This window comes from Acinetobacter sp. SFD (genome assembly GCF_001647575.1).
GTDB lineage: Bacteria > Pseudomonadota > Gammaproteobacteria > Pseudomonadales > Moraxellaceae > Acinetobacter > Acinetobacter pecorum.
On sequence record NZ_LSZJ01000011.1, the window covers coordinates 91098 to 112231 of the forward strand.

Here is a 21134-nt window from a genome sequence, read left to right on the forward strand (position 1 = left end):
TTAAATCACATAAAATATTCTTGTTTTGTAATCTAAATATAAAAAGATAACCAAAAAAAAATCCCTCAACAAGAGGGATTTTTTTATTTAAATTTACTGACCTGGCAAAGGAATATATTGCGAAGCACTATTTTGTGCCTTACGTTCAGTTACTACCACTTCAAGCGTCATCGGTTTACCTGCACGCTCGATTTCAATCTGGATAGTACTGTTCGGCTTTTGCAAGGCGACAAAATTAATCAAATGTGAGGCTGAGCTGATCTCTTCCTCATTCACCTTGATAATTTTATCACCACGCTTGATTCCAGCCTTAGCAGCAGGTCCATCTGGTAGCACCTCAGCGACGGTGACACCTTTTTCTTTAGGTTGCAGCACATCATCGCGTTCGGCAGGTAACAAGCTAATCCCCAACCAGCCACGAACGACACGGCCATCTTCCAGAATGGCATTCAATACCTGCTGACAGATTTTGGCCGGAATGGCAAAACCGATCCCTAGCGAACCACCAGACTGCGAGAAGATTGCGGTATTCACCCCAATTAAGTTACCGGCGACATCAATCAGTGCACCACCCGAGTTACCCGGGTTGATGGCGGCATCGGTCTGGATAAAATCTTCATAGGTATTGATACCCAGATCAGAACGGCCTGTGGCAGAAATAATTCCTTGAGTGACGGTTTGACCTACACCGAATGGGTTACCAATGGCCAGGACAACGTCCCCGACTTCGTTACCACTGAGCTTAAATGGCAGCACAGGTAATTTATCCAGCTCGATCTTGATCACGGCAAGGTCTGTATCCGGATCAGTCCCGACGACCTTGGCTTCAGCACGACGGCCATCCTGCAAAGCCACTACAATCTGGTCCGCCTGCGCGATCACATGATTATTGGTCAGGATATAACCGTCCGGACGAACAATCACCCCAGAACCCAAGCTGTTTTCATTCGGGCTTTGTCCATACTGGTCAGGTAACTGATCACCAAAGAATTCACGAAATACTGGATCACTCAGCAAAGGATGAGCCTGCTGCTTGACTTTTTGAGTGGTAAAAATATTCACCACAGCCGGTGCTGCCACTTTAACCGCAGCATTATAGGAGACAACGCCTCCTGTGCGCGAAATATCAATCAACGGCTCTACTTTTTCAGCAGGCATTTTGACGCCATCTGGCGCAACTGGTGCCTTTGGTTTTTGGAGTTGTTGCCACCCCAGAAAACCGATAATGACTAAAATCAGTAACACCCAAGGTAACCATGTAAAGGTGCGGCGCACGTTATTATCCTCTAAAATATTTTAATTCGTTGATGACTAAGTAATTTATATTCTATTGTAATGCTAAATACATAACTAAACACAAAAAAATCCACAGAGATTTGTGCAGCTTTAGTTACAATCAGACCCATAGCTAACTATGGGCAAGCTTTTAAACGAACAGGACTTTTATGGCGAATTTGAACGATATTATTCACTGGTGTGACCAGACCTTGGTAACCCGTGAATTTAAGGACTATGCACCAAATGGCTTGCAGATTGAGGGCAGACCCGAGGTAAATAAAATCCTCTGTGCTGTGACTGCTTCCCAGAGTGCCATTGAAGCTGCAATTGAACAAGGTGCAGACTTGCTGCTGGTTCATCATGGATATTTCTGGAAAGGTGAAGCTTACCCAATTACCGGAATGCGTGGAAAACGCATTAAAACACTGATTAAAAATGATATTTCTTTAGTCGGATATCATCTTCCTTTAGACAGTCACCCTGTTTTAGGAAATAATGCCGCGATTGCAGATCTGCTTGAACTGGAAAATATTGAACAGCTCGATCCAACCGAACGACATCCGATTGGCAATATTGGCTATTTAAAACAGTCCTTGACTCCAGAAGGTTTCAAAGCCTATGTATCAGAAAGACTCGGCTTTGACGCACTACATTTGCCTGCAGAAAAATCCTTGATTCAAAAAGTTGGTTTCTGTACAGGCGGGGCGCAGGATTATATTCAAAAAGCGGCCCTACAAGACTGTGATGCTTATATTTCGGGCGAAGTGTCTGAACGGACCTTTTATGAAGCTCAGGAACTGAATGTGCACTATTATGCCTGTGGCCATCATGCGACTGAAAAATACGGTGTGCAACGCCTGGCCAAGGCTATTTCAGAACAGTTTAATATTGAGTATGATTATTTCGAATTAAACAATCCGATTTAATTCGACTGACGGTTATGATCAGTGGCTTTATTCATATATTTTCAGGCTTTATTCTGTATTGTTATTTATACACGATGCCCATTTCGGCCCGATTATCTATTACAATAACGCCACTTATTGTTAAAACCCAGCAAAATGCAAGGAATTGAGAACATGACAACCATTACTTTACCAGCATTACCTTACGGCTACGAAGATCTTGCTCCACACATCAGCAAAGAAACTTTAGAATACCATCATGACAAACACCACAACACTTATGTGGTTAACCTGAATAACCTGATCGCTGGTACTGAGCTTGAAGGCAAAACTCTAGAAGAAATTATTACAGCAACTGCTGGTGATGCTTCTAAAGCAGGTGTGTTCAATAACGCGGCTCAAGTTTGGAACCACACATTCTACTGGAACTGTATGGCTAAAAACGGTGGCGGTAAAGCAACTGGTACTTTGACTGCAAAAATTGACGAAGCTTTTGGTTCTTACGAAAAATTTGCTGAAGAATTTGCTGCTGCTGCAACTACTCAATTTGGTTCAGGTTGGGCTTGGTTAGTGGCTGACGAAGTAAACGGCCAGCTTTCAATCATGAAAACTTCAAATGCTGATACGCCAATGGCGCACGGTAAAATTGCAGTGTTGACGATTGACGTTTGGGAACACGCTTACTACATCGACTACCGCAATGCTCGTCCTAAGTACATCTCTACTTTCCTGGAAAGCCTGGTGAACTGGGATTATGCAAATGCGAAATATGCAGGCCAGCCTGCAGGTGTTGAGAAATAATTCTTTATTTCTTTGCTAAAAAAATCACCCATTTTGGGTGATTTTTTTATTTTTAGGCTCTAAATGAATATTTATAAAGCAAACAATTCATTTCTTTACATTAATTGATTGACGACCTGCCGATTCCTCCCTAAAATGCCGATCAGATTCTCCAATAGCTCAGTCGGTAGAGCGACGGACTGTTAATCCGCAGGTCCCTGGTTCGAGCCCAGGTTGGAGAGCCAATCTATTCTCCCATAGCTCAGTCGGTAGAGCGACGGACTGTTAATCCGCAGGTCCCTGGTTCGAGCCCAGGTGGGAGAGCCAGGATTCTAAAAACCCACTCATTGCGAAGTGGGTTTTTTTATACCTGTGTTTTTAAAATTGAGATCATATTGATTTATATAGGCGATCAACCACTCATCGCTTATGTTCCAGCTCGCTTATAAAAATTAAGGCTGATCGCGATTTTGTGGTTAGGACCGCTTTACATAAACATAACAGTTTGAACTACAAACCTTTTCGACTATTTTTAAAACACTTGATTCAATTTATGCTGCTTTTTTCTAAAAGTGCCTTGACCCCTTTTCAAATCTCTCTATAATCGCTGTCAGATTCTCCAATAGCTCAGTCGGTAGAGCGACGGACTGTTAATCCGCAGGTCCCTGGTTCGAGCCCAGGTTGGAGAGCCAATCTATTCTCCCATAGCTCAGTCGGTAGAGCGACGGACTGTTAATCCGCAGGTCCCTGGTTCGAGCCCAGGTGGGAGAGCCAGGATTCTAAAAACCCACTCATTGCGAAGTGGGTTTTTTTATTTTCTCTATCTGTGATCTATGTTTGATTTGAGTCAGTTTATATTTTTTGTGATTGGTTGCCTGGCAACCTTTGCATTAGTTTGTCTGCTCTTCCCACATCTGTTTACCCGTCAAAAGAAATTCTATCCAAAACGTGTGATTACTGCTTTTGAAAGCAGGATGTTTACCCGTCTAAAAGATGCCTTTCCTCATCATCATATTCTGGCCCAAGTTGCGTTTAGCGCCTTGATTACGCATGACCAGATCAAAATGCGCAATCAGTTCAATCGTAAAGTTACAGACTTCGTGGTACTGGATCGCGAATATAATGTGGTGGCGATTATTGAATTAGATGATCCGAGTCATATTGGCAAAGAACAGGAAGATGCTGAACGTGATGCAATGCTGATTGCAGCAGGATATACCGTGATTCGATATACCCAGATTCCAACTATTAGACAACTGCAAAGGGATTTAAGATAAGTTAAGGAACGGTTACTGTACTTTCAGATGCAGCTTGAGTTGAATTTGCTAAAGTTTCCTGCTCTGCTTTGAGCCTTTCAGCAGCCTCTCGTGCTTCAATACGTGCAATCATATCTGCCTGCTGCTGCTTGTATTTTTCCTGATTTTTAGCATCACTATTTACTGCGAGAAATGCCATACTAATTAAAAATACCGGAATACAGAGGGCAAGCGTACCGAAGATCAAAAGTTTTTTGACACTGCGGGGCTGTGACTGCTCAGACATAACAAACCTATTTTTACAATCATTTAACTTTCGCCCCTACTATAACAAATTAAAGCTCTTGCTCAAATTTTGAAAATGCGAGAATAAAAAAGGAGCCGTAGCTCCTTTTAATATCTTCGCTTTTATTTTTACTTCGCTGGCATATTTTCTTCAATGAATTCTACAAGCTCTCTATTCCTTAAAACGATTGCTTGAGTATGTGATGCACCATCAACTCCTAGGAAAGTCACATCCGTACCCAAAGCCACCAAATTCTTTTGCAAGGCATCTGTAACATCATAAGGTACTGCCCTATCTTCTTTACCCTGAATAATCATTACCGGTACATTTATTTTTTTGGTAGCAGGCTGATTATCCCTTAAGAAATTTTTCACAGATAAATTTTGATCAAAATTATCAGTCAGCCCTGGATAGTCCACCACTGTTTTCCCAGGATTTTGCTGTAACCATTGATCCATATCCGTACTAAAAGCTGTGATTAAATCTTCTAAACACAGACCATTTTCACCAGTCGTACCTTCAGCACGTTCTGCAACCAGCTCAGATGTGCTTTCAAAGATAGCTTGATAAGCAAAATTTGGCTCATAGGCTTTTATTCCAACACCAACATAAGCTGCATAGGCAAGAAGTTCTGAATAAACAGCTTTCGCAGTTCCTGGTTGAACGGCACCTGCTCCTTCACCTAAAATCAATTTATTTAAAGCTTGCGGTGCAACTGTACCAATAATATAGCCCAGACTAGATGCAGGTGCTGCTGCAACTGCTGCTTTATAATTTGGATCATTCCCTGCAAACTCTGCAGTCGCAAGCGAAGCATGCCCTCCTTGGGATTGTCCCACAGAAACCCAGGCCCCATTAAACTTATTTCCTTGTTGCTGCTTAAACCCTTTCACTGCATAAATTGCAGACTGCGCCGCACTTTTTAAATGCAAATAAGGATGAATACCCTCTGTACCTAGCCCCTCATAATCAGGTGCGACAATGACATAGCCTTTCGCAAGTAAACTTTCTGCCATAGCCTTAAAACGTGGATTAAAGCTATTTCGACTCGGTGCGCAACTATCTCCACTACCCACCGTGCCATGCTCCCATACAACAACCCGCCAACCATCTCTTGGTTGCGGGGTTTTAGGATAGATCACCAACGCGGTAGCTTCTGCAGTTTTTTCTTGTACGTTAGGCATGTTATAACGCATTACCCTGATACTTGAGGCTTGAGACATCACATCTTGGGTATATGCTTGCTCACTTAGAAAAACCTTGGGCTGTGCAACAAAGAAATCATCTTTATCATCATCTCCACACGCAGATAAAAACAGTACCGAAGAACACAGTACGCCCAACATCAATTTCTTATAACTGTTCTGCATATTTCTATCCTTTTATTGTTATTCCCTATCTCTTTTTATCGAGATCACTCAAAATTAAGCATAAAAAAAAGCATCCTTATAGGACGCTTTTGTTATTAGCCGATAGACGGTTAGTACCAAAGAGCCAGAAAAATTCCAGCAAAGATTATGAATCCAATCCAGCGGTTATGCCTAAACGCCCAGAAACACAGCTGTGGATTTTTATCTCGAGTTTTAAACCATTGGTAAATAAAATCAAGAGCAACAACAATTAGTGCAGCCAGACCAAATGGAACCAGTAAATTTTCTAGCCATAATGCAGCACCTATCAATAAAATACTACTTACCTGCAATGCACTAATGATCTGAATATCGTGCTGACCAAATAAGATCGCTGTCGATTTTACCCCAATTTTCAAATCGTATTCACGATCTGCAATTGCATATTGGGTATCATAGGCGACGGTCCAGGCCAGATTACCAAAATATAGAAGCCAGCAGGTTAAATCCGGCGTTTGCCCGACTGCAGTATAGGCCATCGGAATCGACCAGGAAAATGCTGCACCCAAAAAGACTTGAGGTAAATGGGTATAGCGCTTCATAAAAGGATAAATAAACGCTAAAAACAAAGCCCCGAATGACCAGTAAAAGGTTTCAATCGGCAGGAAAAGAAGCAGGCAGGCACTGGCAGCCACCAAAACCAGAAATACCATCACGGCTTCTTTGGCACTGATAACTCCGGTCGCTAACGGACGGTTTTTAGTACGCTCTACATGTGCATCGACTTTACGGTCAGCAAAATCATTAATGGCACAACCTGCTGCCCGCATAAAAATCACCCCCAAAATCATGGGAATTAAAATTTCAATGCGTGGCATGCCCTGAGCAGCAATCCACAGCGCCCACATGGTGGGCCAAAAGACCAGTTCAGTGCCAATCGGTTTATCAAAACGACAAAGATAATAATAGGCGCTAAGACGCTCACGCCAGGTGATTGCTTGTGCGGTTGCCATAAAAATCAAGCCTGTGAATTTTGTATAAAGTGTTCAAATGCCGGTAAAAATGTTTCTTGTACGATAAATTTACAGCCGTGCCAAGTATAGCAGCTCTGACGGGTCCAGCCCTCATCTAAAAGTACCACCCGGCGCTCGCATAGTGGATTGGTACGTTGAAACAGAAACCAGCCAATCGGTTTGGTGCCAATATGCTGAAAAATTCGGGCTTTTTTTTGCAGGCTTAAAATTGGAAAAATACTTTTGGCTTTCACCCAAGGAGATTGTTCCGAACCATAGAGATAACTTTCACGCACCCAGGAAGTATGCTGAGGTGACATCTGCATCCATTTGGCATTGGCAAAGCTTAAACGCTGAAAATGCTCTTGAATTGGCTCGACATGAAATTGTCCCTGCGCCAAATCGGTCAATTGCTGCGTAAGCGAACCTGAGGCATACAGCCACGGTTTTAACTCAGCCGGCAGAGCTGACCGCAACACACGCGGATTTTGATTTCTAGAACGACTATTCATTGTTAACAGTTATCTGTTTTTGCAATGATTTCATATTTGCCTTGCGGAGTCTTAATTAAAATAAAACCTTCAGCACTCAAATAAAATGATTCTGGATAAGCATAATCCAGTGCCATTTCCGGATTTTTCAGTGCCACGAATTGAGCCTGCTTATAACCCTCGGGAGTCCGCCCCACTTCAACATAAGTCACTTCAGAGAAATTCAGTTTGAAACCTTTGTCATGATCTTTTGGATCAATCCATGGATAAAAGCTGGTGTGCTTTTTACGTTGTGCCATTTAAGCCCATCAATCATTTAAAATTATAAACAGATGATACAAAAAAACCCGCGACATGCGCGGGTTTTCTTCGCTTTAATTCGGAAAGAATTACAAGCTGTAGTACATTTCAAATTCAACTGGATGAGTAGTCGTGTTCAGACGACGAACTTCTTCAGTTTTAAGCTCGATGTATGCATCAAGCATTTCTTTGGTGAACACACCACCTTTAAGCAGGTAATCTTGGTCCGCTTTAAGCGCATCAAGAGCCATATCCAGGCTGTGCGCCACTGTAGGGATTTTTGCTTCTTCTTCCGGTGGAAGATCGTACAAGTTCTTGTCAGCAGCTTCACCTGGATGAATCTTGTTTTGAATACCGTCGATACCCGCCATTAGCAATGCTGCGAAACCTAGGTACGGGTTCATCATTGGATCTGGGAAACGTGCTTCAATACGCTTGCCTTTCGGGCTAGATACGTAAGGAATACGGATAGACGCAGAACGGTTACGTGCTGAGTAAGCAAGCATAATCGGTGCTTCAAAGTGCGGTACTAAACGCTTGTACGAGTTTGTAGAAGGGTTAGTGATCGCATTCAAAGAACGCGCATGTTTAATTACACCACCGATGAAGTACAACGCCATTTCTGAAAGGCCTGCATATTCATCACCAGCAAACAGGTTCTTGCCATCTTTAGAGATCGACATATGCACGTGCATACCAGAACCATTATCACCCACCATTGGTTTAGGCATAAAGGTTGCAGTTTTTGCATATTGATGTGCAACGTTCCAAACTGCATATTTGAACTGTTGAACTTCATCTGCTTTACGCACCATAGTATTGAAGCTCACACCAATTTCTAACTGGCAAGAAGCAACTTCGTGGTGATGCACTTCTACACGACCTGGCCCCATAATGTCTTCGATACGCGCACACATATCAGCACGCATGTCATGTGAAGAATCTACAGGAGGAACTGGGAAGTAACCGCCTTTTACGCGTGGACGGTGACCAGAGTTGCCGCCTTCATAATCTTTGTTGGTTGACCATGCAGCTTCTTCAGCAATCAATGTATGGCGCGCGCCAGACATGTCGATTTCCCATTTTACTTCGTCAAATACGAAGAATTCTGGTTCTGGGCCAAAGAATGCTGTATCACCGATACCGGTAGATTTCAAATATTCTTCTGCACGGCGCGCAATCGAACGTGGATCACGATCATAACCTTGACCAGTAGATGGCTCGATTACGTCACAAGTTACAACAACTGTTGGCTCTGCAAAGAACGGGTCAATAAAACCAGTTTCCGCGTCCGGACGTAAAATCATGTCCGATGCTTCGATGCCTTTCCAACCTGCAATTGAAGAACCGTCAAACATTTTGCCGTCTTCAAATGTATCTTCATCAATACTGTCTGCTGGATAAGTAACGTGTTGCTCTTTACCCTTGGTATCAGTAAAGCGAAAATCGACCCATTTTGCGCCACTTTCTTGTATGAGTTGAAGGACCTTGTTCGCCATGCTCATTTTGCTCCGATGTTTTTGTTGCACCCGTGAAGTGCGTGTTAGCAGTTGATAGTTATTAAGCAATTACCATACCAACTTTTAAAAGTATAGATAAAATCTTGAATTCTTTATAAGAATTCATGAATTAATAAAAATACTTTGCGGCTATTATACTAGCTGCAAAACTAAATGCACTATATTCAAGCATTCTTCATTTATTTTATTTCAGCTTTATTTTTTAGCGCACCTAAATAGTGCAGTGGTGAATAAAAATGTATTAGAAACATAATTTTTTATAGTGGATATGCTGCTTTTTTCAACTTTTGTTTAGTTTTTATTTAGTTTTAGCTAAGAATTAAGCATTTTTTATGAGATATCAGTAAAGAAAACTTCCGGATTGACTTAGGATCACCTGATTATTTTGAGGCATTTTCTTTAACTATACTTTTGAAATAAAATTTTATATCACGCGGTCTGATTCAAGTGATGTTTTTTTCACCAAAAAATTTTAATCTTTTTTTAACTTTCTTTTTAATTTTTAAGTTCTACTCTAAAACTAATCATACTTATAACTTTCTAATGGTAAGTCTATTACTTAAAATAATGATTCAATAATTTCCATTCTGTTTAGATCGGCTTCCTAAGCCATCAAATTTGATGAAATTGTTGCGCCGAATATGGCTATTTTTTGCTATGATGAAGCGTGCTTTATTTTCACACAATGAAATCAATGATTTAGTTGTGTTACCCAAGTGCTTGCAATAAGCGCGAATTAAAGTACGATCGGGACAACTTTAGCACAGTTAAGTGCATTAATTTCAATAGGTTAAGCTCATGCTTTTAATGGTCGACAACTATGACTCCTTTACTTATAACATCGTCCAATATTTTGGCGAACTGAATCAAGAAGTAAAAGTAGTCCGTAATGATGCCGTGACATTGGAAGATATAGAGCGATGGCAACCCAAGTATTTAGTGATTGGTCCTGGACCGTGCTCGCCAAGTGAAGCAGGAATTTCTATTCCTGCAATTCAGCATTTTGCTGGTAAAATTCCCTTACTGGGCGTTTGTCTTGGTCACCAGAGTATTGGTCAGGCATTTGGCGGCGATATCGTGCGTGCCAAACGTGTGATGCATGGCCGTCTGTCTGATATGTACCACAGTAATACCGGGATTTTCAGCAATCTTCCTTCTCCATTTCCTGCAACGCGCTATCATTCACTGGTGATTGATCAAGCTACCTTGCCTGAATGTCTGGAAGTCACCTGCTGGACCAATGAAGCGGATGGCTCTATGGAAGAAATTATGGGTGTGAAACATAAGACATTGCCGGTCGAAGGCGTGCAGTTCCATCCAGAATCGATTCTGAGCCAGCATGGTCATCAAATCTTTAAAAACTTTCTCGAAATTTATGCCTAAGAACATCTTATGAATATTCAACAAGCTTTAAGCAATATTACTAAAAACATTCACCTGACTCAGGATCAAATGCAAGACGTGATGCGTGCCATCATGTCAGGTGAAGCGACCGATGCCCAGATTGGTGCCCTGCTGATGGGCTTACGCCTTAAAGGCGAAAGCATTGATGAGATTACTGCAGCTGCACGTGTCATGCGTGAACTTGCCACCAAAATTGATGTCAGTGACATTCCTTATCTGGTCGATATCGTCGGTACAGGCGGTGATGGCCAGAACCTGTTTAATGTCTCTACTGCTTCGGCATTTGTAATTGCAGCAGCGGGCGCAACCATTGCCAAACATGGTAACCGCGGCGTTTCGACCAAATCAGGTTCGTCAGATTTACTGGAACAGGCCGGGATTAATCTGGACCTGAATATGCAGCAGACCGAGCGCTGTATCCGTGATGTCGGTGTCGGCTTCCTGTTTGCACCTAATCATCATCAAGCCATGAAATATGCAATCGGCCCACGTAAAGAATTAGGGATTCGCAGCATTTTCAACTTACTTGGCCCGCTTACGAATCCGGCCGGAGTAAATCGTTTAGTCATTGGTGTATTTTCCAATGAACTCTGCCGTCCTATTGCCGAAGTCATGAAACAGCTTGGTGCTGAACATGTGATGGTAGTACATTCACGTGATGGTCTGGATGAAATCAGTATTGCCTCTTCAACTCATGTCGCTGAACTGAAAAATGGCGAAGTCACGGAATGGGAAATTATTCCTGAATCGGTCGATATTGAATCGCAAACCCTGACTGGACTGATTGTGGAAGATTCTGCGCAAAGTCTGGCTTTAATCAAAGATGCACTGGGCAAGAAAAAATCAGACATCGGTGATAAAGCCGCTAATATGATCGCGCTGAATGCCGGCGCGGGTATTTATGTCTCCGGTTTAACCAGCAGCTATAAGCAAGGTGTTGCGCTGGCACATGACATTATTTACGGCGGTCAGGCACTTGAAAAAATGAGTGTGCTGTCTGAATTTACCAAAACCATTAAACATTACGAAGCTTAATTCGGTCAGGAATTTTGATCATGGTGGATATTGCAAATACAATTTTAGGCAAGATTGTTGACCGTAAAAAAGAAGAATTTGCCCTGCGTTTAAAGCAGAAAAGCTATAAAGATCTGGAGGAGCTGGCTCAGGGTGCATCACCTGTACGTGGTTTTGCACAGTCTTTAATGTCGAAACGTCCGGGTGTGATTGCTGAAATTAAAAAAGCTTCACCATCCAAGGGGATTATTCGCGAGAACTTCAACCCTGCGGAAATTGCGGCACAGTACCAGGATGTAGGCGCAGCCTGTTTATCGGTGCTGACCGATGTAGACTTTTTCCAGGGTCATGATGATAATATTCAGATCGCCCGTTCACATTGTGATCTGCCTGCACTGCGTAAAGACTTTCTGATCGACCCTTATGGGGTCATTGAAGCACGTGCCCTGCATGCAGACTGTATCTTACTGATTGTGGCTTGTCTGTCTGACCAGCAGTTAGAAGAAATGTCCAAAACTGCATTTGAACATCACCTGGATGTACTGGTTGAAGTTCACGATGAAGAAGAACTATCACGTGCTTTAAAGCTTTCTGATCGTTGTCTGCTCGGCGTGAATAACCGTAATTTAAAAACCTTTGATGTCGATTTAAACACATCATTACGTTTGAAAAAATTACTGGATCCTTCACGCCTGCTGGTGACTGAAAGCGGTATTGCAACTCCTGCCGATGTGGCCATGATGCAGGAAAATGATATTCACGCCTTCTTGGTCGGTGAAAGCTTCATGAAACAGCCACATCCGGATCATGCTTTCCGCGATCTGTTTGGTGAGCCTGAAGCGGTTTAAAATGTAAATGCTCACCTAAGCATTAAAAAAGCCCAATCTCAGAATTGGGCTTTTTAATTTTATTCAGCAAAGTTTCACAGCAGATAAACTCAAATTACATTGCAATTGTTTTAAGCAGAACTAAAGAGAGTGGAAATAAAATAGGCGAAGATTGACAAAGTACTGCCTCGACACGAGCCCCTGCACTTTGAGCCTTGGTCTTAAAATATAATCCTGCAAACATTGCAGCGAACATAAAAATAATCAATGTTGGACTGAATAATTTTGCTGACTGGATATCGAATAAAATGAGCGAAAATAAGCCGACAATACTCAAGCTATAAAAATATTGAAGCTGCCACATATTCTTATTTCCTTTTTATTAAGAATATATATCGGACTTATGCATTTTTATAACTGAAAACTTCATTTTACTGATCAAAATAAGATAGCAGTTCTTCAAACTCCGGCAGTTCAGCATAGCTTTGATTCACCTTGATTTCGTCTGCCCAAGTAATTTTAGAGCTCAGGCAAAAACTTAATTTTTGCTGAATCTTTGGTGCATTATCTAACAACCCTAAAGGAATCCATATCAATGCAGTTGTGCCTACTTGATTGGGAACGGGTGAGCCGCAGCGCTGACAAAAATGGGAGCGAAAGCCAGTCTCTTTTTGATAACAGGATATTGAGGACGTGACTGACGTCCATTCAAAATATTGCTGATTAATTAAAGTGGCTGCATTGGCGGCCGTGCCACTCTGTTTCCGACACAAACTGCAATGACAGTGATACATGCTATGAATGTCTGTATTAACCCTAAATTTTACCTTGCCGCATAAACAGCTGCCTGAATAATTCATTTTTTATTTTCGCGATTATATTATCTTATATTTAAAAAGAGATATTCCATAGAAGCAACTTTTTAAGTGATCAAATCAGAAAAATCACGAAACATCTTTTATTTACAGCGGATTCGGCTTTTGATTGTAAAAATGTGCCGCTATTTTAAAGTCCAATTTTTATGTTATGTGGTTATAAACGCATTTCATTTCTCCTTTCAGCCATTTAAGACTATAATTCTATTAAATTCCGTTTCTCTCCCCATTTTCAGATTATGAGCAAACATGATTCTTCGCTTTCTAAAGATCAGTACAACTTACTGAAAGATTTAAAAAAGCAAATTAGTCAGCCTAAGGCTGAACCTGTTGCCCCTGTCGTGAAAACAGCGGAGCAAGAACAGGCTGAAGACCTCGACCTGTTTCGTAAACAAATGCAAGGCGTACAAAAAATCGATGCCGGCAATACTGCCAAAATTGAAAAATCTGCCAAGAAAAAGCCGGATGCACAAATTCTGGCAAAGCGTGCCGCTGCCGAAGGTCCAATGCACACCGATGAAACCGTTCTTTCAGATACTCAAGCCATGCTGAATCCGGTCGGCAGTCAGGCCAACTTGAGCTATCGTATTGCGACCTTGCAACATAAAGTTTTTGAAGACTTAAAAGCCGGCAACTTGCGCTGGTTTGAAGCTGTGGATCTGCATGGCTGTACCGTAGAAGAAGCCCGGCAAGCCGTGCTGCAGATTATCCAGATCGCCAAAGATGAAAATCAAAACGTGATTAAGATCGTACATGGCAAAGGCCCAGAAGCGATTTTAAAAACCTATGTCAACGGCTGGCTGCGTCAGCATCGTGACGTTTTGGCCTTTGTCAGTGCCCCTGAAAAACAGGGCGGTACTGGTGCGGTACTGGTTCTGCTGAAACGTGCGGAAAAGAATCCAAAGTTCAAACAATAAACGGTTTTAGCTCCAAAACAAGGCATTGTAAAAGTTTTCTGCTACAATGCCGTCCTTGTTCATTCTCAGTTTAAGTGAATACGTCATATGACTATGCAGCAATCCTACGCAAACATTCTTACTGCCGTTGGCGAAGATCTCAATCGCCCTGGTCTCAAAGATACGCCAGTGCGCGCTGCGAAAGCATTTTCATATTTAACATCGGGTTATAGCCAGACACTTGAGGAAGTAACCAACAAGGCGGTCTTCCCTTCTGATAACCGTGAAATGGTACTGGTCAAAAACATCGAATTTTATTCGCTCTGTGAACATCACTTATTGCCATTTTATGGCCGCGTGCATATCGCCTATTTACCGGAAGGCCATGTTTTAGGTTTATCCAAATTTGCCCGCATTACAGAAATGTTTGCGCGCCGTTTGCAAATCCAGGAAAATCTAACCCAGCAAATTGCAGAAGCAGTGGCTGAAGTCACCAAAGCACGCGGTGTTGCAGTCATGATTGATTCTGCACATATGTGTATGATGATGCGTGGTGTAGGCAAGCAGGAATCAACTACTCGTACGGTATCGTTTATTGGGGATTTTAAAACCGATAAAGAAACACGTCGTGAATTTTTAAGTGCAGTTCCAGAAAATTTTTAATAAATTCATAAGTGGAAGCCTCAATTGATATTGGGGCTTTTTTATCACGACGAGGCTACCAAAATGTCATCTATCTGGATTGCGGGTCAGGGTTTAAGTCAGGCGAAGGAAAGTGTCGATTATCCACGACCAGATCGTCTGGTCAAAGCCAATCCTAAACGTCTGACTCAGAGTGCCTATCAGCATCCTCATATGGACTGCGGCATCTGGCAATGTGAAATTGGTGCCTGGAATATTGTATTTACCGAGAATAAACAGGAATTTTTTCAGGTCATTGAAGGCATCGTACGTTTACATGACACTCAAAAACAGTCATTTGTTGAAATTAAGGCAGGTGAAGCCGGTATTATTCCTCCTGGTTTTATCGGCACTTTTGAAGTGGTTGAAGCTGTTAAAAAGTATTATGTAGTAGTGGAATGTTAAAAGGCTTTTTCGCACTTTATTTTCCTCAACAGTTAAGGAGTTTCGTAATAAATTTCTTAACTGTTTTAATATTCTTTAGGCCTTTCTCATTTTTGAAATTCTTTGCATAACGCTTGTTTAGCTAAAAACTTTCTCAGCATATGATCTGAATCTTTCTTTTACTTTTATAAATAAAAAATGAAAATCAGTCGTTTCATATCCTCTATTGCGGATTGCTAAACTACATTTTCTGTCATGTTTAAATACAGATTTTGCTGTTAGATGATTGCATGATTCAGGTATGCAAATACTGGAAGTTACCATGAGCAAGAAGCAGCCCGATCCTCTTAAACGCACTTCACGTATTTATTCAAACAGTTTTGACTATAGCCTGGACTTTAAAAAAATTAATTTCCGCAAACGACCAGAACTGTACCGGATTGGCCGTGGTGAACAAGGCGTGTTACTGGTCGAACCTTACAAATCGGAAATCCTGCCGCACTGGCGCTTTGCCGATGCAGACAAAGCCCAAGCCAGCAGTGACAAGATCTACCAGCTTTTCCTAGAATATTTGAAACAAGAAGATTTTATCGGGGCAGACATGGCACGCAAGTTTTTACAGATGGGTTTTACCCGTGCGCGTCGTTATGCCAACCATAAAGGTGGCAAAAAATACGATGGTCCAGTTCCAGAAGATAAAAAAGGCTTGAGTGGCGCACATAGCCGTTTAGAGCTGCCACGCCATCAGGAAGATCCGGTTAAAGCCGCTGCTGCCGAAATTTTTAAACAGAAATGGGATGAAGCCAAAACCCATCCAGCATATCTTGAGCAAAAACAGAAATTTCAGGAATATATAGAGCAGAGGTCTCTAACTGGATAATGCGTATAATTTAGACTGAAAGTGGCTGTACGGCCAGGTTTACGGACTGATGAGCCATATATACTCTGTTACGCCCGTTATTCTTCGCCATATACAAGGCAGAATCTGCCGCGTTCAGGAAGCGCTGATAATCCGGATGTCCATCATAGAGGGCACACCCAATACTGACGGTAAATTTAAATTGATGGCCTTGTACCGAATTAATCATGCCGTTTTCAATATATTTACGAATACTTTCTGCGATATTCAGGGCGCGTTTTTCATCAGTATCCACCAGTAACAGCAAAAATTCTTCACCGCCGATCCGGAAAACATAATCACTGCCCTGACTGTATTTTTGCAAGCCTTCGGCCAGAAACTTCAAGGCCAGGTCACCTGCAGCATGCCCGAATTTGTCATTGATACTTTTGAAATAGTCGGCATCAATGGCAAGTAAAGACAAGGGGGTATGATTCTTGCGAGAAAAAGTGATTTCACGTGAAATAATCGTATTCAAATAACGACGATTCAGTAATTGAGTCAAGGAATCATTGCCTGATTCAATATACTCGGCGACCTGAAATAACTGATCTACCAATAGCTGAATTTCACGATTCAGATTCCGGATTTTCTGGATCAACCCCAGCATATTATTCTTATCCGTACAGTTCATAATATCTTGATTGAGTTCATCAACCTGATAAATCCGCTCAATGATTAAATCGACCTGATCAGAACCGGTAAAAGCATAAGAGGCTTTATGGACAAACCATAAACCGAACTCCGACTTGGACAACATCGGATGATTCAATTTCTCATGCTCGGAAAAGACCTTGAACATGAGTTCATTTTCCCAGTCCAGCAGTGAGCTGCGCTGTTTATCTTTTTGTACGGCCACATCCTGCATTGCTGAAAAAACACGATAGCTGTGTTTGATTTCCTGGTTCAGGGCTGTTTTGGCTTCATAGGATCGGCACATTATTTCTGTGGCAAAGCCCATAATTTGGATAATATAACTGCAGGTGGTCAACATACCCTGTTCAGGATTTTCATCCAGCAGTTCAAACATTTTACGTTCAATTTCACGTACACCGCGCATGATCAACCAGGATGGAATCCCGACACGTGCATGCACATGCCCCACCAATGCCTGTTTCTGTACGGCATCAGCATAACGTTTATTAATTCCTACACTAAAGCTTTCAAGTAACCAGGCATTCAAGGTGTCACGCAAGCGCTTCTGAATCAGGTCATCGGAAAAGAATTCTGCAGATTCCTTTTCGATAAGCATGTTTTTATAGAACTCTTCAACCAGAATCAGGGAGTGGTCTTGAATAAACTGAAAGGCATGCAATAAATTATCTGATGAATAATTTTGACAGATCTGTTTCCACTGCTCGGCCAACCTTGCCATGCATTCATTATCCATACTGCCTGTTCCCCAAAACTCTGAAATTTGCACTCACATTATGTGACAAATATAACAAATATCAGGTATTTTTCCTAAAATATTGATCAGATTATTTGTATCAGACCAAGCCACTCTCTATACAAGACAAGGGCAAGCGCAAAGACAGCCTTATGGAGAACCAAGGATTGATGAATAGTTTAAATCTATTTTAACCTATTTTAAAAATACCGTATCAAGCCAAGGCTCCATTGATCCCAGTCTTTGGATTGCTGTTGCTGATACGTCCAAGACAGCCGAAGCGCATGTTGTGGATTGAACGCATATTGGAGCTGGGTATTCAATTTCAGGTGCCAGTGATGCGAATCCTCCCAATACGGCAGCTCTACCTGTACCAGACTGTTCATATGATCGCTCCAGATATTCTGACAACCCACGGTGGGACCAGCACCTACGCGCCAGCCCTGATCGAGTGCCTTGCCTGCCTGTAGCTGAGTTTGCATTTGTGCATAACATAGATGTTCACGGCTGGCATTTGCCCAGCTATAGCCAACCTGAGTTTTTAAGCTGGCAACGCCATGTTGTTCATTTTCACTAAATTGGCCATGCGCATCTAATGCTTCCTGTTGCCAACCCAGATTAAAACCCCAGGACAAGGGTGTATTAAACGGATTGATCGGGTTATAGGAGTTGACAGTCAATAGATCCAGATGCTCCAGTTTGAGTTCACTGTCACGATATTGCAAAGCCCCATCTAGAAACAGCAGTTGTGTGCCGGTTCGAAAACCGCCTTGCGGATCAATAAGATCATGATAGGCTTGCCGATGGCCAAGCTGGACAAAAGATTCACCCTGAACCTGTCCGGCCTGAATACTGATATTGCGTGCATGATGGCTTTGTACCGGATCTATTTTTGGACGTTCCGGTACTTTACGCTGTTTCTCGACATTCAGCTGACTTCTTAAACCCAATAGCTTGCGGAAACGTGGCTGGGAAAATGATTCATCGACTTTCTGCCGGAGGAAATCCAGATATAAATGATCATAGGCCATTTCCAGAATTTTGGCCTGATCCTCTGCCGGATAATCTTGCAAGATTGAAGGCATTGTGTCTGCTTCTGCATAAGCTAACTGATGTGCACTTTTTGCCAGAACTTTGCCATGCTGTCTGGACTGAGCCAGCAATTGAGTCTCAAGCGCCGGACGATAAACTTTCTGCTTAACCAGGCCCTGTTGTTCTACGACTTTCAGCGTTTCAATCGGAATTGCAGTCGAATTAAACTGTTTCTGTAGATTTAACTCGGGACGAACCAGATCAAACAACCCGAGTAAACGATAGGAGCAATTATCGTTGATAAAATAATAAGGGAAACTTACATTTTGCATTTCCCAAAGATGCTGTACCAGAAATCTGGTTTCTTGCGGGCTTAAGTTTAATTCGTATTCCCATAAATCCCGGCTTTCGAAGTCACCATACTCTTTGACCTTGCGGTAATACGGCATCAGTGAATATTCACCCGGATATTGTCCGGTTAGTCCTTTCCAGGCAAAGGACCAGTTATCATTGCTATTAACCGTTGCAGCATAGTTGACGGCATAAGAAATCAGATTAAGTTGTTGCTGGTCTTTAGGGTCCAGACGCAACAAGGTATGACCAAACATGGAGCTGGGATTGCCCATGAAATCCGTGGCATAAATCAGGGTCGCCTGATAAGGCTTGACTTCGCCTAGCCATTTCTCCAAATCCGGACAGCTGACCGCAGGCAATTGCTGTTCAGAAATATCCAGTTGCTGCATTAACCAGCTGCTTCGTGCCGGAAACTTACAGCGCACGGACTGATTCGGTTCTGCACTCAAAAATAAAGCCTGAATGTTATGTTGCATTTCCTTTTTTAAATCGGTTTTTCCCTGTTCTGCCAGAAAATATCCTGAGTAGCTTACTTCGCTATGACCTTTGGGATTGGCATACATCAGACGTTGCCAGGTAGTGCTTTGGTCCAGATGCTGTGTTTCGGCCTGAACCAGATAATGCTGGATGTCTGAATTAATTTCACTGGAAAAACTTAAAGGGCTGAATGTGAGGCCCAGCACAAAGAACGCATATTTCATTCAGTTAACTTATTCTCATCAATTTCTTTTAATCATAAGAAAACCCTGCCAGAACAGCAGGGTTTTTATGGTATGAATCAGATGTAAGCTTTTAAGACTTCATCTTTGGCCATCACAGTTTGTAAGGTGTTTAAAACCTGTAAGGTATTCTGGTTATGCGCAGAATAGATTTCAGAAAAATTTTGCTTGGAAACGCTAAAGAAACGTGCTTTATCTTCAGACTTGATATTAAGTAGTTCCGCCAGTACATTCAGGCTTTCACCTTCGCCAACCGCCATATCACGTGCCAGTGCTTCAGCATTTTCATTGGTAAAGGTCACCACTTGAGCAGTTACAGTACCACCTTGACTACATCCTAGAGTACCAAAAGTAATCCCGAGCCACTGATTCGTAAACAGAACGTTAGTCGTACCTGCAAGTAGCTTAGGAATAATGCCTGACTGGCCCGCCCAGACCTGACTACCGATACCACAACCGACATCGTTATCCGCCATCGCCATACCAGAACCCGTTGCCAAAACCACAGCGAGCATAATTTTTTTCAACATATTTATTCTCCGATTATTCTCATGCAATCTTTGTTATTACTCTAATTATGTAATTTAAATTACATACTGAGCAGAGTAGCGATAAGTCAAGTTTGGCGCAATCGAAAAAATACATGCTTTACATAAACATAACCTGAATAATTTTACTGCGCTTTGAGCGTCCAATTGCCTTGCGAATTACGCTGTCCCAAGATTTTCAATACCAACACCAGACTCAGCAATAACAACAGATACCAAGACCCGAGTTTGCCCCACCCCACCATATGCCATTTTTCTACTTGGCTTGGATAGAGCCAGATCTGGTAAAAGGTGCTGATGTTCTCGGCAATCCAAATAACAAATGCCAGAATCAGCAGTACCGGTAGCATCGGCAACTGAAAAGCATGCTGATTCAGCTGAAAGCGGATTTTGGTTTTCCAGAACATGACCACGCTCCAGACAAATAAAATCACCCGATAGTCGGGAATAAAAAACTTGCTCATAAAGTTGATATAAGACAAGACCGCCAGAGCCAGCATATGACTAAAACGCGGTAACTTTTCGAATGACACCTGATATAAGCGCAAAGAACGGGCAAAAAAACTGCCGACTGCAGAATACATAAAACCGGCAAATAAAGGCACAGTCATAATTTTAAAGACTGCAGGTTGAGGATAATGCCAAGATGCAATTGCTGGATGGGTCAGAAAAATTTCCATGACCATAGCCATGAAATGAAACAGGGCAATGACTTTAGCTTCAGCCCAGGATTCAAGTTTGGTATAGAGCAGCAATACCTGAATGATCAGGGCAAAAAACAGTAAATAGTCATAGCGGTAAAAACCAAAAAAACGATCACTGCCCATAGAAGCGGTCAGCGCAAAAGCCAGCAGGAGTAAAATCCCAAATAAGGCAGCCGAAGCTGCCTTATAGGTAAATTCAAACCCTGATTTAAGTAGGTCAATCAAAGTTC

At 42.1% G+C, this 21134-nt stretch carries 23 protein-coding genes and 4 tRNA genes; 14 read left to right on the plus strand and 13 right to left on the minus strand.

Annotated elements, in window-relative coordinates; all coding sequences use genetic code 11:
* Positions 1–93 precede the first annotated feature (93 nt).
* The gene (locus tag AY605_RS05875; RefSeq protein WP_064095522.1) at positions 94–1275 is read right to left on the minus strand and encodes a S1C family serine protease; all 1182 of its coding nucleotides are present in this window, start codon (positions 1273–1275) and stop codon (positions 94–96) included.
* Positions 1276–1445: 170 nt separating this feature from the next.
* On the opposite strand from AY605_RS05875, the gene AY605_RS05880 reads away from it, so the two are divergent.
* The 7 genes from AY605_RS05880 to AY605_RS05910 all read left to right on the plus strand — a co-directional run bounded on the left by AY605_RS05880 (position 1446) and on the right by AY605_RS05910 (position 4240).
* Positions 1446–2204 (plus strand): Nif3-like dinuclear metal center hexameric protein, encoded by a 759-nt coding sequence (locus AY605_RS05880; protein ID WP_064095523.1) that lies wholly within the window; start codon positions 1446–1448, stop codon positions 2202–2204.
* A 153-nt stretch (positions 2205–2357) separates the two neighbouring features.
* Complete coding sequence (locus AY605_RS05885; protein ID WP_064095524.1) at positions 2358–2984, plus strand: superoxide dismutase; 627 nt, start codon at positions 2358–2360, stop codon at positions 2982–2984.
* Between the two features lie 148 nt (positions 2985–3132).
* A tRNA-Asn gene (locus AY605_RS05890) sits at positions 3133–3208 on the plus strand.
* Between the two features lie 6 nt (positions 3209–3214).
* Positions 3215–3290, plus strand: a tRNA-Asn gene (locus tag AY605_RS05895).
* Positions 3291–3579: 289 nt separating this feature from the next.
* A tRNA-Asn gene (locus AY605_RS05900) sits at positions 3580–3655 on the plus strand.
* A 6-nt stretch (positions 3656–3661) separates the two neighbouring features.
* Positions 3662–3737: transfer RNA gene (locus AY605_RS05905), tRNA-Asn, on the plus strand.
* A 59-nt stretch (positions 3738–3796) separates the two neighbouring features.
* A complete protein-coding gene (locus AY605_RS05910; RefSeq protein WP_064095525.1) occupies positions 3797–4240 on the plus strand; it encodes a DUF2726 domain-containing protein in 444 nt (147 codons plus the stop codon).
* 1 nt (position 4241) lies between these two features.
* Here the strand turns inward: AY605_RS05910 and AY605_RS05915 are convergent, their stop codons facing one another.
* The 6 genes from AY605_RS05915 to glnA all read right to left on the minus strand — a co-directional run bounded on the left by AY605_RS05915 (position 4242) and on the right by glnA (position 9163).
* On the minus strand, positions 4242–4505 hold the full coding sequence (locus tag AY605_RS05915) for a hypothetical protein (RefSeq protein ID WP_064095526.1): 264 nt from the start codon (positions 4503–4505) through the stop codon (positions 4242–4244).
* A 128-nt stretch (positions 4506–4633) separates the two neighbouring features.
* On the minus strand, positions 4634–5875 hold the full coding sequence (locus tag AY605_RS05920; protein WP_064095527.1) for an alpha/beta hydrolase family protein: 1242 nt from the start codon (positions 5873–5875) through the stop codon (positions 4634–4636).
* Between the two features lie 110 nt (positions 5876–5985).
* Positions 5986–6867: a 4-hydroxybenzoate octaprenyltransferase gene (gene ubiA, locus AY605_RS05925; RefSeq protein ID WP_064095528.1), complete on the minus strand. Its 882-nt coding sequence runs from the start codon at positions 6865–6867 to the stop codon at positions 5986–5988.
* 5 nt (positions 6868–6872) lie between these two features.
* A complete protein-coding gene (locus AY605_RS05930; protein ID WP_064095529.1) occupies positions 6873–7379 on the minus strand; it encodes a chorismate--pyruvate lyase family protein in 507 nt (168 codons plus the stop codon).
* Between the two features lie 2 nt (positions 7380–7381).
* Complete coding sequence (locus tag AY605_RS05935; protein ID WP_064095530.1) at positions 7382–7657, minus strand: hypothetical protein; 276 nt, start codon at positions 7655–7657, stop codon at positions 7382–7384.
* Positions 7658–7747: 90 nt separating this feature from the next.
* Positions 7748–9163 carry a type I glutamate--ammonia ligase gene (glnA, locus tag AY605_RS05940; protein ID WP_171254921.1) on the minus strand — a complete coding sequence of 472 codons (1416 nt, stop codon included), beginning with the start codon at positions 9161–9163 and terminating at the stop codon, positions 7748–7750.
* Between the two features lie 813 nt (positions 9164–9976).
* Between glnA and AY605_RS05945 the strand changes: the two genes are divergently transcribed.
* Genes AY605_RS05945 through trpC form a run of 3 tightly spaced genes read left to right on the plus strand, consistent with a single transcriptional unit; the run spans position 9977 to position 12444 of the window.
* Positions 9977–10561, plus strand: coding sequence for an anthranilate synthase component II (locus AY605_RS05945; RefSeq protein ID WP_064095532.1), 585 nt, complete (start codon positions 9977–9979; stop codon positions 10559–10561).
* A 9-nt stretch (positions 10562–10570) separates the two neighbouring features.
* Positions 10571–11617: an anthranilate phosphoribosyltransferase gene (gene trpD, locus AY605_RS05950; RefSeq protein WP_064095533.1), complete on the plus strand. Its 1047-nt coding sequence runs from the start codon at positions 10571–10573 to the stop codon at positions 11615–11617.
* A gap of 20 nt (positions 11618–11637) precedes the next feature.
* Entirely contained in the window at positions 11638–12444 is an 807-nt protein-coding gene (gene trpC, locus AY605_RS05955) for an indole-3-glycerol phosphate synthase TrpC (protein ID WP_064095534.1), read from the plus strand.
* Between the two features lie 94 nt (positions 12445–12538).
* Here trpC and AY605_RS05960 read toward each other — a convergent pair whose 3' ends face one another.
* Both AY605_RS05960 and AY605_RS05965 read right to left on the minus strand, forming a co-directional pair.
* Positions 12539–12787 carry a hypothetical protein gene (locus AY605_RS05960; protein WP_064095535.1) on the minus strand — a complete coding sequence of 83 codons (249 nt, stop codon included), beginning with the start codon at positions 12785–12787 and terminating at the stop codon, positions 12539–12541.
* Between the two features lie 67 nt (positions 12788–12854).
* Complete coding sequence (locus AY605_RS05965) at positions 12855–13283, minus strand: GFA family protein (protein WP_064095536.1); 429 nt, start codon at positions 13281–13283, stop codon at positions 12855–12857.
* Between the two features lie 254 nt (positions 13284–13537).
* On the opposite strand from AY605_RS05965, the gene AY605_RS05970 reads away from it, so the two are divergent.
* The 4 genes from AY605_RS05970 to AY605_RS05985 all read left to right on the plus strand — a co-directional run bounded on the left by AY605_RS05970 (position 13538) and on the right by AY605_RS05985 (position 16139).
* The gene (locus tag AY605_RS05970; protein WP_064095537.1) at positions 13538–14215 is read left to right on the plus strand and encodes a Smr/MutS family protein; all 678 of its coding nucleotides are present in this window, start codon (positions 13538–13540) and stop codon (positions 14213–14215) included.
* Between the two features lie 93 nt (positions 14216–14308).
* Complete coding sequence (gene folE, locus AY605_RS05975; RefSeq protein ID WP_171254931.1) at positions 14309–14857, plus strand: GTP cyclohydrolase I FolE; 549 nt, start codon at positions 14309–14311, stop codon at positions 14855–14857.
* A 63-nt stretch (positions 14858–14920) separates the two neighbouring features.
* The gene (locus AY605_RS05980) at positions 14921–15280 is read left to right on the plus strand and encodes a cupin domain-containing protein (RefSeq protein ID WP_064095539.1); all 360 of its coding nucleotides are present in this window, start codon (positions 14921–14923) and stop codon (positions 15278–15280) included.
* 301 nt (positions 15281–15581) lie between these two features.
* Entirely contained in the window at positions 15582–16139 is a 558-nt protein-coding gene (locus AY605_RS05985; RefSeq protein ID WP_155857661.1) for a DUF4385 domain-containing protein, read from the plus strand.
* A gap of 10 nt (positions 16140–16149) precedes the next feature.
* Here AY605_RS05985 and AY605_RS05990 read toward each other — a convergent pair whose 3' ends face one another.
* From AY605_RS05990 to AY605_RS06005, 4 genes are all read right to left on the minus strand, one after another.
* Entirely contained in the window at positions 16150–17547 is a 1398-nt protein-coding gene (locus AY605_RS05990) for a diguanylate cyclase (RefSeq protein ID WP_064095541.1), read from the minus strand.
* A 200-nt stretch (positions 17548–17747) separates the two neighbouring features.
* A complete protein-coding gene (locus AY605_RS05995) occupies positions 17748–19634 on the minus strand; it encodes a DUF4105 domain-containing protein (protein ID WP_064095542.1) in 1887 nt (628 codons plus the stop codon).
* 77 nt (positions 19635–19711) lie between these two features.
* On the minus strand, positions 19712–20182 hold the full coding sequence (locus AY605_RS06000; protein WP_064095543.1) for a DUF3015 family protein: 471 nt from the start codon (positions 20180–20182) through the stop codon (positions 19712–19714).
* A 143-nt stretch (positions 20183–20325) separates the two neighbouring features.
* On the minus strand, positions 20326–21129 hold the full coding sequence (locus AY605_RS06005; protein ID WP_064095544.1) for a DUF817 family protein: 804 nt from the start codon (positions 21127–21129) through the stop codon (positions 20326–20328).
* Between the last annotated feature and the right edge of the window lie 5 nt (positions 21130–21134).